This window comes from Telluria sp. ZB4P34 (assembly GCF_059686055.1).
This window is the reverse complement of record NZ_JCASIF010000014.1, coordinates 71,462-84,286: the sequence shown is the minus strand read 5'-3', so window position 1 is coordinate 84,286 and position 12,825 is coordinate 71,462. Positions and strand designations below refer to the sequence as shown.

Below are 12,825 nucleotides of genomic sequence, written 5' to 3'. Positions count from 1 at the left end.
CCACGTATCATGCACTTGCTGAACGCGCGGTCGGCATAGCCGACCACCCTACAACTTCAATTACCGCGAGGACCGCCGCCGAGCAGGAACGCCAGCTTCTGCTTGCCCGGCTTGGCCTGCGACGCCGTCGGCGTCACGGTTTCGCGGCGCGCCGCGCTCGACGGCTCATAAGGCTTGAGGAACCACGGATCGACCTTCTCGCGGCGCGGCGTCGGGCTGTAGCCGCTGCTGCGCGGCGGACGTTCGCTTCGCTCGCCGCCGCGCGGCGCGGCCTCGTCGCGGCGTCCGCGGCGTTCGCCGTCGCGGGCGAATTCCGGACGGCCGCTCTCGCGCGGACGGCTGGACGGCGCCACGAAGCCCGGCAGCTCGCCGCGCGGGACGGTCTGCTTGATCAGCTTTTCGATGTCAAGCAGCAGGCGCTCGTCCTTGTCCGAGAACACCGACAGCGCGTCGCCCGAGGCGCCGGCGCGGCCGGTGCGGCCGATGCGGTGCACGTAGTCCTCGGCGTTGTAGGGCAGGTCGTAGTTGATCACGCAGGGCAGGTCCGAGATGTCGAGGCCGCGCGCGGCCACGTCGGTCGCCACCAGCACTTCGATCGACCCCTGCTTGAAGGCCTCGAGGGCGGCCATGCGCTCCTGCTGGGTCTTGTCGCCGTGGATGGCCGAGGCCTTGATGCCCTTCTTCTCGAGGTGGGTCGACAGGCGCGAGGCGCCGATCTTGGTGTTGGAGAACACGATCACCTGCTTCAGCTTGCGCTCGCGGATGATGTGCTCGACCACGTCGCGCTTGAGTTCCTCGTCGACCTTGTACACGATCTGCGTGACCCGGTCGGCGGTGGCGTTGCTGCGCGCCACTTCGATCAGCACCGGCTTGCTCAGGAAGCTGTTGGCCAGCTTCTTGATTTCCGGCGAGAAAGTGGCCGAGAACATCAGGTTCTGGCGCTGCTTCGGCAGCAGGTTGATGATGCGCTGCAGGTCCGGCAGGAAGCCCATGTCGAGCATGCGGTCGGCTTCGTCCATGACCAGCATCTGCACCTGGCCCAGGCTCAGGTTCTTCTGCTCGATGTGGTCGAGCAGACGGCCCGGGGTGGCGATGACGATCTCGACGCCGCCCTTCAGGATGGTGGTCTGGCCCTTCATGTCCATGCCGCCGAACACGACGGTGGAGCGCAGCGGCGTGTGCTTGGCGTAGGCCTTGACGTTGTCGGCCACCTGCACCGCCAGCTCGCGGGTCGGGGTCAGCACCAGGGCGCGTACAGGGTGGCGCGCCGGCGACATGCTGCTGTTGGCGTGCGCCAGCAGCAGCTGGATGATCGGCAGCGAGAAGCCGGCGGTCTTGCCGGTACCGGTCTGGGCGGCGCCCATGACGTCGCGGCCCTGCAGCACCAGCGGGATCGCCTTGGCCTGGATCGGGGTCGGATGCTCGTAGCCCTGGTCGGTCAGCGCACGCAGGATTTCCGGCGCCAGGCCGAGGTCGGTAAAGCGCACGGTCGGCGCCTCGTCGGCCTTCACCTGCTCGACCGGTGCGGTCAGGGTGATGTCGTCGGAATCGGCGCTCACGGGAGTATTCTGGATATCAGACATATTCTTGTTGGACAGTATTTCGTTAGCTCTCAGGCTGCGCCTGCGGGCACGGCCTACGCGGCCCGGCCTATGAGGCCCATTCGCCCAGCACGGGAAGCTTCCAGATGGGACGGCGGGCCGATCAGCGGACCGCACTTGTTGCGAAGGCGCCGGCCCAACGGGGCACGGCCGGGCAGACATAGAGGCACTTTTGCGGGCTACACGATACCTTAAATCGCCGGCACTGTATATAAGGTGCTGATTTCGTAGGGTGGTCGGCTACGCCGACCACGCGTTCGACGGACCCAAGCAAACCGTTGCGCGTGCCTTTAACGTGATTTGAACGCGCGGTCGGCAGAGCCGACCACCCTACATTTGACACCGCAAAATCCAATTCAAGGCGTCCACCCGCGCTGCTGGGCCGCCCGCTCGGCCGCCGGGTCGAGGGTGGCCCCGACGATGCGGGCGTCGATGGCGGCCTGCACTGCCGGCGGCAGCGCCGCGCCGTCGAGCCAGGCGGTGCCCGCCTGCGGCTGGGCCAGCACCGGGATGGTCCAGCGCCCGCCTCCGCGGCAGGCCAGGCCGGCCGTGGTGTCGACCACGAAGCTGCGGCAGTAGCTGCCGTCTTTCGAGACGAAGGTGACGCCGATGCGCACCCCGGTTTCCGAAGGGCCGGGACTGGCCAGCTGGCCGCCCAGGGCCTCGACCAGGCGTCCGCGCGCCACCAGGGCGCCGTCGACGGCGTCGATGACCGCCAGGCCGGGTTCTAGCCGCAGGGCCTGCCAGCCGAACACGCCGCCGACCGCGCCGAGCGCGAGCGCGGCGCCGACGGCCAGCCAGTGGCGCGGGGTCCAGCCGGAGCGGGCCGGCTGGGGCAATGGAGGCGGCGGCGCGCTGCGTCCCGGGCGCACGGCGTCGAGGTGGACCACCTTGGCCCCGCCGGGCGGCAGTGTCCGCTGGTGGCGCCCGCCGCCGTCGTGGCCGTTGGCCGAGACGCTGAACATGTGCGAGCGGCTGGCTGAGCGTCCGCTCTCGCGGCGATGCTGGGCGATGCGGGCGGCCAGCACCGGGTCGGCGCCCATGGCGCGCTCGACCGCGGCGCGGGCCGGCTCCGCCAGCTCACCGTTGATGTACGCGATCAGGAGGTCGTCCGAGAATTTCATGCCAGCACATCAGGAAGTGATCAATCCGTGTTCGTCGAGGACGTCGTGCAGCAGTTCCAGGCGAATCACGGGGTTGTCGAGCATGAGCATATGGTGTTTCTGCTGGTTAGGCAGCGGCAGCAGTTCGCACCAGCGGTTCGCCACCCAGCCGCAGTCGTCGAGGCGGAACGGCGGCTGCACCGGCCAGCGGTGGCGCGGTACGTCGTTCAGCGAGGACAGGACGCGGTCGAGCGCGTCGGACGCGCCCTGCAGTTCGGACGGCACCTTGACGTCGTGGTCGCCCTCGACCAGTTCGGCCTCGGCCATCCACAGCCCGTTCAGGCGCTGTTCGGCAGTGACCACCGTGAAGCGCGCCCCGCCGCGGCACAGCACCTGCAGGACGCCGGGAGAGGTGGTGGTGAGTTCGGTGACCGACGCCATGGTGCCGGCAGCGGCGAAGCGCTCCGGCCCGGCGTCCGGCTGGCGCACTTCGTGCCCGTGCGTGAGCAGCACCACCCCGAACGGCGCGTCGTCCGTGAGGCAGCGGCTGACCATGTCGAGGTAGCGGGCCTCGAACACCTGCAGCGGCAGCACCCCGTCCGGAAACAATACCGTACTGAGCGGGAACAAGGGCATGGAAATCGTCGACATGATCCCATGATGACAGAATCACAGGCGGAACGGGAGCACGATTGGGGCGGCTGGCCGGCCTATTCCGGGCCCTGCAGCGGCATGGTCCGGATGGCGTGCGAAAGATTGTCCAGGCGCCAGCGCAGCCTGTCCCAGCCCGGGTCCGGCATCGGCACCACACGCACCCGCAGCGCGCCGCCCGGCAGCGCCGGACAGGGAATATCCTGCTCGCCCGCAGCCTCGAACGGCAGGCGGAATTCGCCGCCCGGCGCCAGCTGCACCGGTCCGAACACGAGCGGCGCGGCGCTCACGTTGCGCAACAGCAGCACGTCCTGCACGCCCAGGGTCAGGCGCACGCCGGTCGGTGCATCCGGGCCCCCGCGCACTTCCAGCAGCAGCTCGTGGCTGGGCCCGCGCACGGGCGCCAGCATGCTCCACAGCAGCAGCAATAGCGGCGCGGCCGCCAGCATCGCGAGCGGCCAGTGCCTGCGCAGCAGGGGCGGAAGGCTCATGCGGACCGGCGCGCAGGGGCGCCATGCAGGACGGGTGAGAAAGTGTGAAAATGTTGCATTACATCAATTTTCAACGATAATGCTGTTGCCAAACGCGCAAACTGGCGTGCGCCTCAACAGAACAAGGATGCGTATCCTACCTCCTTCCGCGCGTTTCCGATCAACCTGCTCCATGACGCCCTCCGCGCGTACGACGAGATGCCGCAGTCCCCTGCCCAGCCCAGCCGCATTCCCCTGCCCGGTTCCCGCCGCCTGCCGCTGTTGCTGGCCACGCTGGTGTTCGTCATCACGTCCCTGGTGACCTTCGGCGCATGGACCAGCGCCAAGCGCACCGCCGAATCGCAGCTGCTCGAGACCTTCGACTATCGCACCCGCGACATGGTGTTCAGCATCGTCCGGCGCATGGCCGTGTACCAGCAGGTGCTGCGCGGCGCGCGCGGCTTCCTGCGCGGGTCCGTCGAGCTCGACCGGAGTGCATGGGAAGAATATTACCGGGTGCTGCGCCTGGACCAGTCCTTTCCCGGCATGGAAGCGCTGGGCATCGCCTCGATCGTGCCGGGCGAGCGCCGCGCCGCCCACGAGGCGGCCGTGCGGGCCTGGGGCCATCCCGACTATGCGATCCATCCGGCCGGGCCGCGCGACCCCTATACGGCGATTACCCATATCGAGCCCTTCGTCGGGCGCAACCTGCGCGCCTTCGGCTTCGACATGTACAGCGAGCCGGTGCGCCGCGCCGCGATGGAGCGCGCGCGCGACACCGGCCTGGCGGCCCTGAGCGGCAAGGTGGTGCTGGTCCAGGAAAACGCGTCCGCCCGGCGGGCCGGCGCGCTGATGTACCTGCCGGTGTACCGCGCCGGCGCGCTGACCGGCACCGTCGAGCAGCGCCGCGAGGCCATCGTCGGCTGGGTGTACGCGCCCTTCCGCCTGGTCGACCTGATGCGCGGCCTGGGCGGCGCCCATTCGACCGACCTCGATATCGAGATCCACGACGGCGAGCCGGCCGACGGCGCCAGCCTGCTGTACCGCTCGCCCAATGCCACGGCGCACCGGGCGCGCCTGCGCGCGAGCGCCCAGATCGTCCCGGGCGGGCGCACCTGGACCATCAGCATGCGCTCCAGCGCCGCCCTCGAAAACAGCCTCGACACGACGCGCCCGCGCCTGGTCGCGATCACCGGCCTGAGCCTGAGCTTCCTGCTGAGCCTGGTGGTATGGCTGCTGGCCAGCGAACGGCGCCGCGCGCTGCAGCTGGCGCACGGCATGACGCTCGAGCTGCGCCAGTCGCACGACCAGGTCGCCGCCGAGCAGAAGCGCATCCAGGTGATCCTCGAGAACGCGCCCGATGCCTTCCTGGCGCTGGACGCCCACGGCCGCATCACCGACTGGAACGCGCAGGCCACCCGGCTGTTCGGCTGGAGCGTGGGTGAGGCGATCGGCCGCGACGCCGGGGAACTGCTGCCGGAAGAACGGCGCGCGGGCTTCCGCGCCGCCTTCGCGGCCTATGCGCGCAGCGGCGACTGCGCCATGCTGGGCGCGCCGACCGAACTGCGCGTGCTCGACCGCGACGGACGGCAGGTGGCGGCCGAAGTCACGGTGGCCAAGCTGGCGGTGGGCGACGGCTTCGGCGCCACGGCCTTCGTGCGCGACATCAGCCAGCGCAAGGAAACGGAAACGCGCGAGCAGCAGCGCCAGGAACGGCTGGTGGAAGCGCGCCAGGCGCTGGCCCGGTCGCAGAAGCTGGAAGCGGTGGGCAAGCTCACCGGCGGCGTGGCGCACGACTTCAACAACATCCTGCACATCATCAGCGCCAACGTGCAGCTGATCCTGCGCGCCGACAGCAGCCACCGCAAGCGCCTGCTCAGCATCCTCGACGCGGTCGAGCGCGGCTCGAAGCTGGCCGGCCAGCTGCTCGCCTTTGCCCGGCGCCAGCCGCTGCACCCCCAGGAAGTGCATGTGGACGGGTTGATCGAGCGCATGGACAGCCTGGTGCAGCGCGCCGCGGGCGACGGGATCACGCTCGACAAGCGCGTGCCGCCGGACCTGTGGCCCATCCTGGTCGACCCGAACCAGCTCGAGAACGTGCTGCTCAACCTGGTGATCAATGCGCGCGACGCCATGGAGGGAAGCGGGGACATCGTGCTGGAACTGAGCAATGTCCACGTGGAGCACGATGGCGAGCTGGCGCCGGGCGACTACGTGACGGTGGCGGTGTGCGACAGCGGCCACGGCATGCCGCAGGACGTGATGGAGCGCGCCTTCGAACCCTTCTTCACCACCAAGCCCGAGGGCAAGGGCACGGGCCTGGGCCTGTCGATGGCGCACGGTTTCGCGCGCCAGAGCGGCGGCGACATCCGCCTGGCAAGCGAGCCGGGCAAAGGGACCACGGTGACGATCTATCTGCCGCGGCACGTGGCGACGGCGGCCTCGGCGGCGCGCGGCGGGGCAGCGGCGATGCTACGTTAAGTCGACATCCTCGGAAGCAATGGCCGCGCAATTGTGCGCGCGAAGCCAGGAATGAAACAATGTTTCATTGTTACCCACGTGGTGAAATATTATTTCAACATTATGCGCTTGCCCCTGCCGTCATGACGCGTGCTAGAGTGGCGGCATGAAACTGCTCTACAACGTGGCAGGTACGCTGGCAGTCGTGCTGGGCATCCTCGGCATCTTCCTGCCCCTGCTGCCGACCACGCCCTTCCTGCTGCTGGCCTCCTGGTGCTTCGCGCGCGGCTCGGAGCGCCTGCACCGCTGGCTGCTGTCGCACCCTGTCTTCGGCGACTACCTGCGCAACTTCGAAGCCGGCCGCGGCATCCCCCTGAAAGCCAAGATCGTCGCCACGGCGATGCTGTGGATCTCGCTGCTGCTGGTAATGCGCCGCTTCGACGAGCCGACCGTGCCGGCGCTGCTGGCGCTGACGGGGGCCTGCGTCAGCCTCTACCTGTGGCGCTTCCTGCCGACGCTCCGCCTCGACCGTTCAAGTAAAACCTGAAGCAAGCTCCCGTAGGGTGGGCAGGTTTCCTGCCCACGCGTTCGACCAGCACAAGAACAGCCGCGCGACAATTTTCGCTTCAGCCTGCGCCGCGCCCAAATTTGTACTATCATTAGTTACATGAGACGCGACAGCAAACTATCCTCCGTACTCCACGTGCTCCTGCACCTGGCCCACAGCGACCGCCCGATGACCTCGGAAGAAATGGCCCGCTTCCTCGACACCAACCCCGTACTGGTGCGCCGGGTCCTGGCCGGCCTGCGCGAGCGCGGCTACATCAGCTCGAACCGCGGCCACGGCGGCGGCTGGAGCATCACCTGCGATCTTGCGGCGGTGACGCTGAAGGACATCTACGATGCCGTGGGCGCTCCGCCCTTGTTCGCGATGGGCAACCGCAGCGAGAAAACGGCATGCCTGGTCGAACAGGCAGTCAACGCGTCGCTGGGCCAGGCCTTCGACGAGGCCGAGGCCCTCCTCCTCCGCCAGCTCGGCCAGGTCTCGCTGGCCGACCTGTCGGCCGACTTCAACCGGCGTTTCGCGGAATACAAGCGCCTTCATCCCCATACGAGGTTCGATCATGAGCACGACCCAGTTTGACGCCATCGTCATCGGCGGCAGTTACGCCGGCCTGTCCGCCGCCCTGCAACTGGCCAGGGCCCGGCGCCGGATACTGGTGGTGGACGCCGGGCGGCGCCGCAACCGCTTCGCCGCCGAGTCGCACGGCTTTCTCGGCAACGATGGCCGCATGGCCGCCGCCATCGCCCAGGCCGGCCGCGAGGACGTGGCCGCCTACCCCACCGTGCAGTGGCACGAGGGCAGCGCCCTGGACGCCCGCCCCGACGGCGACGGGAATGGCTTCACCGTCGAGCTCGACGGCGCCGGGCAGGTGCGCGGCCGCCGCCTGGTGCTGGCCACCGGCGTGCGCGACGAGCTGCCGCCGATCGAGGGCCTGGCCGAACGCTGGGGCCGCAGCGTGTTCCACTGCCCGTATTGTCACGGCTACGAACTGCAGCAGGGCGCGATCGGCATCCTCGCCAACGACGAGCTGGCCTTCCACCAGGCGATGCTGCTGCCCGACTGGGGCAGCGTGACCCTGTTCACCAATGGCCGCTACGCGCCGGACGCGGAACAGCGTGCCGCCATGGCGCAGCGCGGCGTGGTGGCGATCGATACGCCAGTCGTGCGCATCGTCGATGAAGCCACTGTCGTGCTCGCCGACGGCCGCCACATCCCGCATGCCGGCCTGTTCACCTACGGCCGCATGCACATGAGCAGCCCCATCGCAGAGCACCTCGGCTGCGCCTTCGACGACGGCCCGCTGGGCCCCTTCATCCGCACCGACATGACGAAACAGACCACGGTGCCGGGCGTCTTCGCGGGCGGCGACGCTACACGCGCGGCCGGCAACGTCGCCATGGCCGTGGCCGACGGCGCCATGGCCGGTATCGGCGCGCACCGTTCGCTGATCTTCGGCTAAAGTTCAGACGGGCGCCGGCCGAGCGCTATCCGCGGGAACAGCTGCGCTTGAGCCGCCCCCTGCTGTCGGCCGGATAGCTCAGCAGGATGGTGTCGGCGCGCCCTTCGGGCATCCAGGCCATCTGCACGTCGCCTTCGCGCGACGCGAACTGGTGGGGACCGACCTCCTCCAGCTGGACACGGCGGCGCTTGTCGAACACGGCATAGATCTGCTGGTCGAGGTCCATCAGCGTGAGCCAGTGACCGTTCGACAGGCGGTAGCTACCCTCGACTTCGTCGACGAGCTCGGCGCCGGTGGCAATGAAGCTGCCGGCCGCCCCGGTGGGACTGCGTTGCGCGACGATACTCACCTGGCCCTGGAGGCTGCACTGCAGCGCGGACACCTGCGGCGCCGCCAGCAGGCAGGCGACCGCAAGAAGCGGATACATGGTTCGCATGGCATCTCCTCGTGAATGAACAAGATGGCAGCCGCTCCACGGCGGCCGTCCCTTTGGTTCAGACAATGGAAGTGGCGTAGAGTGCAGGCAGGGCTTTCTACTTGGCGAGACTTATTGAGCGCGATCAAACGCTAGTCATCTTGGACGCCGAATTCAAGCTGACGTCGCATTGCCGACAATTGCGGATAATGGCAGATATGGAAATCCAGTTCCTCGGCACCTCCTCCGGCACACCGACCAGGTCGCGCAACATGACGGCGATCGCGATCCGCACGCGCGGCGCCCGGCACTGGTCGCTGGTCGATTGCGCGGAGGGCACGCAGCACCGGCTGCTGCGCACCAGGCTGTCGCCGATGAGCCTGCGCGCGATCTTCATCACCCACCTGCACGGCGACCACTGCTATGGCCTGCCTGGACTGCTGGCCAGCGCCGGCATGCTGGGCCGTTTGGAACCGATGACCATCGTCGGCCCGCCGCCCCTGCGCGGCATGATCGAGTCCATCATGGAGGCGACGCAGCTGAGCCTGCCCTATCCCATCGCGTGGGTGGCAATCGACGACCTGGCCCACACCGACGTCCTGCCCGACCTGCGGGTGCGGGCCACCGCGCTGTCGCACCGGATCGCCTCGACCGCCTACAGCTTCACTGAGGCGGCGGTGGAGCGCAAACTCGACATCGACAGGCTGAGGCTGGGCGGCATTCCGTCCGGGCCGGCATGGGGCGAGATCCAGCAGGGGCGCAACCCCGTGCTGCCGGACGGCCGCACGGTGGTGGCCGAAGCCTACCTGGCGCCGCCGCGCAGGTCGCGCAAGGTGATCATCGCGGGCGACAACGATACACCCGGGCTGCTGGCGCAGGAGGCCGCGACCGCGGACCTGCTGGTGCACGAGGCCACCTATACGGAAGCGATCCTGCACAAGGTGGGACCAGGACCGCAGCACAGCTCGGCGGCAATGGTGGCGCGCATGGCGCAGGAGGCGCGGGTGCCGAACCTGATCCTCACGCACTTCAGCCCGCGCTACCAGGACCGTCGCCAGGACAACATGAATTCCTTGACGCTGGACGACATCGAGCGCGAGGCGCGCGAACACTACACGGGCACGCTGGCGCTGGCGCGCGACCTGGCGAGCTACGAACTCGGGAAGGACGGCAGCCTGTATCTGCTGCCCTGAAGCCGGGCTACAATCGGGCCATGCCCAAGACGACACCCCTATTCCCCGGACCGAATACCGTGCGCGGCGCCGTGCTGGCCGTGCTGCTGTCGAACCAAGACCAGCTGGGCGCCGAGCCGCTGCGCGGCCGCGTCACCCTGGCCGCCATCGTCCGCGCGCTCAAGCGCAAGTACCACTGGCCGATCGAGACCGACAGCTTCCCGTCCAACAGCGCGGACGGCCGCGCCACCTGGGCCACGGTCTACAGCCTGCCGCCAGAGGTGATCACGCGGGCGCTGAACGCCGGCGGGCGCGACTGGCTCAGGAGCCGCAAGGCCGGCGGCGGCCAATAGCGCCCGCCCCTGCCGCCTTGGGGCTCAGTGAATCAGCTTCAGTTGCGCGAATTCGTCCACGGCGAAATCGACGAAGGCGCGCACCCGCGGCGCCATGTGACGCGCGCTCGGAAAGACGAGCTGCACCGGATAGGGCTCCGGCTCGTACCCGCACAGGATCGGCGCCAGGCTCCCCGCCAGCACGTCGGGCGCCGCCTGGTAGGACAGGGCGCGGGCGATGCCGAAGCCTACGCGCGCCGCGTTCAGGACGCCTTCGACGTCGTTCACCTGCAGCCGCGGCGTGAAGCGCACGACGCTCTCGCGTCCGTCCGCCCGGTAACGCCACTCCGGCAAGCCGCGTACCGCGGTTCCCAGGATCAGCTGGTGCCGGCCCAGTTCCTCGGGCGTGGCCGGCTCGCCATGGCGTTCCAGGTAAGCCGGGCTGGCCACGGTCAGGCGCCGCACCGCGCCCAGCCGGCGCGCCACCAGGCCCGAGCTGTCGAGGGGGCCAATGCGCAGCGCCAGGTCGATGCCATTGTCGATCAGGTCCAGGTTGCGGTCGTTGAGGACGAGCTCGACCTGGATCTCCGGATGGCGCATCAGGAAGCGCGTGACCACGGGCGCCATGTGGCGGCGTCCGAAGACCGTCGGCGCCGTCACCCGCAGCAGGCCGCGCGGCGCGGCCGCCGCAGGCTCGCGGACCGCCGTGTCGTAATCGGCCAGCAGGCGGCGCGCCTGCTCGGCCAGGCGCTGCCCTTCGCTGGTGGCCGCCAGGCGCCGGGTGCTGCGCTCGAACAGGCGCGTGCCGACCCGTTCTTCCAGGCTCAGCAGCAGGCGCGTCACCGCCGAAGGCGAGCGGTGCAGCTTGCGCGCCGCCGCCGCCATGCTGCCCGCATCGAACACGGCCAGGAACACCTGCAATTCATCCAGACGGTCCATCGTTCTTGCGAAAAGTGAAAGGGAGAATTGCGATTATGCCCGATTCCGCAATGCAGGAAGCCTGTCTATGATCGGGTCTCCCTCCACACCACATCCCAAGAACATGGTCCCTGAATCCCTCACCGTCTACGGCACAGCTCTGTCCGGCCACACCCACCGCGTGCAACTGTTCCTGCACCTGCTGAAGCTGCCCTACCGCTTCGTCGATGCGCCGGCGCCGCTACGCCAGAGCGCCGAGTTCCTGCGCATGAATCCGCTTGGCCAGATCCCGGTGCTGCAGGACGGCGCGCTGCTGCTGACAGACAGCAATGCCATCCTCGTCAACCTGGCCAGGCGCTACGCCCCGGATAGCGGCTGGCTGCCGGATGACCCGGTCGGCGCGGCGCACGTACAGCGCTGGCTGTCGCTGGCGGCCGGCGAGATCGCATTCGGCCCGGCAAGGGCGCGCGTCACGGCGCGCTGGGGCGACACCGGCATGCCGCCGGACCTCATGCACAAGCTGGCGGACAAGGTGCTGCAGCTGATGGACGCCAGCCTCGCGGCGCAAGACTTCCTGGCCGCCGCCGAGCCGACGCTGGCCGACCTGGCCTGCTACGCCTACATAGCGCATGCGCCGGAGGGCGGCGTTTCGCTGGAGCCCTACCCCCATGTGCGCAGCTGGATCGGGCGCATCCAGTCGCTGCCGGATTTCCTGCCGATGCCGGCCTGAACTTCCCGCCACGCCATGGACGACTACCGCATCCCCGCACCCTTCCACGCCGGCGAACTGCGCGCCCAGCAACTGGCCGGCGGCGGCCCGGCCGGCGCGCCCATCCGCAGCCGGATGCCGGACCAGCACCGCACGTTCTTTTCCCTGCTGCCCTTCGTCTGCATGGCCGTTTCGGACGACGCCGGATGGCCGCTGGCCACGCTGCTGCACGGCGCACCCGGCTTCGCGTCTTCACCGGCGCCGGGCCAGCTGCGCATCGACGCCCTGCCCGCACCGGGCGATCCGGCCGGCGCGCACCTGCGCCAGGGCGCGGAGGTCGGCATCCTCGGCATCGACCTGGGCACCCGGCGGCGCAACCGGGAAAACGGCATGGTGGGACAGATGGACGCCGATGGACTGCTGGTGGACGTGCACCAGTCGTTCGGCAACTGCCCGAAGTACATCCACGTGCGCCAGCTCGATCGCATGGAGCGGGAACCGGGCCTGGTAACGGCCTCGGCGCCGACCTGCCGCCGGAGGCGGTGCGCCTGGTGACCGCCTGCACGACCATGTTCGTCGCCAGTGCCAGCGGCAACGCGGCGCCGGCAGCAGCACGCGGCCTCGACATCTCGCACCGTGGCGGCGAGGCCGGCTTCCTGAAGCTGGACGGCCGGGTGATCACGGTGCCCGACTATCCGGGCAACCGCTACTTCAACACCCTGGGCAACCTGCTGCTGGAACCGCGCGCGGCCCTCGTCATGGTGGACTTCGCCAGCGGCGACATCCTGCAGCTGCAAGGCCGCGCCGGGATCACCTGGCAAGACGCCGCCTCCCCGGATCCGCGAGCGGAACGGTCATGGACCTTCAGCATTGCGCGCGGGTGGCTAAGGCGTGGGGCGTTTCCGTTCGTCGAGCGTACCCAGGACGATACCACTCAGTAAGCACTCTCGCACTTGCGTCTGGCGGCGCT

At 69.1% G+C, this 12,825-nt stretch carries 15 protein-coding genes; 9 read left to right on the top strand and 6 right to left on the bottom strand.

What is annotated here, in order from left to right; all coding sequences use genetic code 11:
• Positions 1 to 56 precede the first annotated feature (56 nt).
• The 4 genes from AC56KL_RS19075 to AC56KL_RS19060 form a co-directional block, all read right to left on the bottom strand.
• Positions 57 to 1,583 carry a DEAD/DEAH box helicase gene (locus AC56KL_RS19075; RefSeq protein ID WP_497181746.1) on the bottom strand — a complete coding sequence of 509 codons (1,527 nt, stop codon included), beginning with the start codon at positions 1,581 to 1,583 and terminating at the stop codon, positions 57 to 59.
• Between the two features lie 374 nt (positions 1,584 to 1,957).
• On the bottom strand, positions 1,958 to 2,725 hold the full coding sequence (locus tag AC56KL_RS19070; protein WP_497181745.1) for a hypothetical protein: 768 nt from the start codon (positions 2,723 to 2,725) through the stop codon (positions 1,958 to 1,960).
• A 9-nt stretch (positions 2,726 to 2,734) separates the two neighbouring features.
• Positions 2,735 to 3,355 carry an LON peptidase substrate-binding domain-containing protein gene (locus AC56KL_RS19065; RefSeq protein WP_497181744.1) on the bottom strand — a complete coding sequence of 207 codons (621 nt, stop codon included), beginning with the start codon at positions 3,353 to 3,355 and terminating at the stop codon, positions 2,735 to 2,737.
• Positions 3,356 to 3,414: 59 nt separating this feature from the next.
• Positions 3,415 to 3,846, bottom strand: coding sequence for a hypothetical protein (locus AC56KL_RS19060; RefSeq protein WP_497181743.1), 432 nt, complete (start codon positions 3,844 to 3,846; stop codon positions 3,415 to 3,417).
• A 198-nt stretch (positions 3,847 to 4,044) separates the two neighbouring features.
• Here AC56KL_RS19060 and AC56KL_RS19055 point away from each other — a divergent pair, with 198 nt between their 5' ends.
• From AC56KL_RS19055 to AC56KL_RS19040, 4 genes are all read left to right on the top strand, one after another.
• Entirely contained in the window at positions 4,045 to 6,306 is a 2,262-nt protein-coding gene (locus AC56KL_RS19055; RefSeq protein WP_497181742.1) for a CHASE domain-containing protein, read from the top strand.
• Between the two features lie 145 nt (positions 6,307 to 6,451).
• Positions 6,452 to 6,832, top strand: coding sequence for a YbaN family protein (locus tag AC56KL_RS19050; protein WP_497181741.1), 381 nt, complete (start codon positions 6,452 to 6,454; stop codon positions 6,830 to 6,832).
• 120 nt (positions 6,833 to 6,952) lie between these two features.
• Entirely contained in the window at positions 6,953 to 7,429 is a 477-nt protein-coding gene (locus AC56KL_RS19045) for an RrF2 family transcriptional regulator (protein WP_497181740.1), read from the top strand.
• A complete protein-coding gene (locus AC56KL_RS19040; protein ID WP_497181739.1) occupies positions 7,410 to 8,309 on the top strand; it encodes an NAD(P)/FAD-dependent oxidoreductase in 900 nt (299 codons plus the stop codon). The genes AC56KL_RS19045 and AC56KL_RS19040 overlap by 20 nt, the downstream gene beginning before the upstream one ends.
• Positions 8,310 to 8,334: 25 nt before the next feature.
• Here the strand turns inward: AC56KL_RS19040 and AC56KL_RS19035 are convergent, their stop codons facing one another.
• Positions 8,335 to 8,745 (bottom strand): hypothetical protein, encoded by a 411-nt coding sequence (locus tag AC56KL_RS19035; RefSeq protein WP_497181738.1) that lies wholly within the window; start codon positions 8,743 to 8,745, stop codon positions 8,335 to 8,337.
• Between the two features lie 188 nt (positions 8,746 to 8,933).
• On the opposite strand from AC56KL_RS19035, the gene AC56KL_RS19030 reads away from it, so the two are divergent.
• A complete protein-coding gene (locus tag AC56KL_RS19030; protein ID WP_497181737.1) occupies positions 8,934 to 9,917 on the top strand; it encodes an MBL fold metallo-hydrolase in 984 nt (327 codons plus the stop codon).
• A 20-nt stretch (positions 9,918 to 9,937) separates the two neighbouring features.
• The gene (locus AC56KL_RS19025; RefSeq protein WP_497181736.1) at positions 9,938 to 10,249 is read left to right on the top strand and encodes a hypothetical protein; all 312 of its coding nucleotides are present in this window, start codon (positions 9,938 to 9,940) and stop codon (positions 10,247 to 10,249) included.
• A 24-nt stretch (positions 10,250 to 10,273) separates the two neighbouring features.
• On the opposite strand, the gene AC56KL_RS19020 is transcribed toward AC56KL_RS19025, so the two are convergent.
• Positions 10,274 to 11,167: a LysR family transcriptional regulator gene (locus AC56KL_RS19020; protein ID WP_497181735.1), complete on the bottom strand. Its 894-nt coding sequence runs from the start codon at positions 11,165 to 11,167 to the stop codon at positions 10,274 to 10,276.
• A gap of 103 nt (positions 11,168 to 11,270) precedes the next feature.
• On the opposite strand from AC56KL_RS19020, the gene AC56KL_RS19015 reads away from it, so the two are divergent.
• From AC56KL_RS19015 to AC56KL_RS19005, 3 genes are read left to right on the top strand one after another with little or no spacing between them, the layout of a single operon-like run.
• The gene (locus AC56KL_RS19015; RefSeq protein WP_497181734.1) at positions 11,271 to 11,876 is read left to right on the top strand and encodes a glutathione S-transferase family protein; all 606 of its coding nucleotides are present in this window, start codon (positions 11,271 to 11,273) and stop codon (positions 11,874 to 11,876) included.
• A gap of 15 nt (positions 11,877 to 11,891) precedes the next feature.
• Positions 11,892 to 12,410: a hypothetical protein gene (locus tag AC56KL_RS19010; RefSeq protein ID WP_497181733.1), complete on the top strand. Its 519-nt coding sequence runs from the start codon at positions 11,892 to 11,894 to the stop codon at positions 12,408 to 12,410.
• Complete coding sequence (locus tag AC56KL_RS19005; RefSeq protein ID WP_497181732.1) at positions 12,398 to 12,796, top strand: hypothetical protein; 399 nt, start codon at positions 12,398 to 12,400, stop codon at positions 12,794 to 12,796. The genes AC56KL_RS19010 and AC56KL_RS19005 overlap by 13 nt, the downstream gene beginning before the upstream one ends.
• Positions 12,797 to 12,825 lie beyond the last annotated feature (29 nt).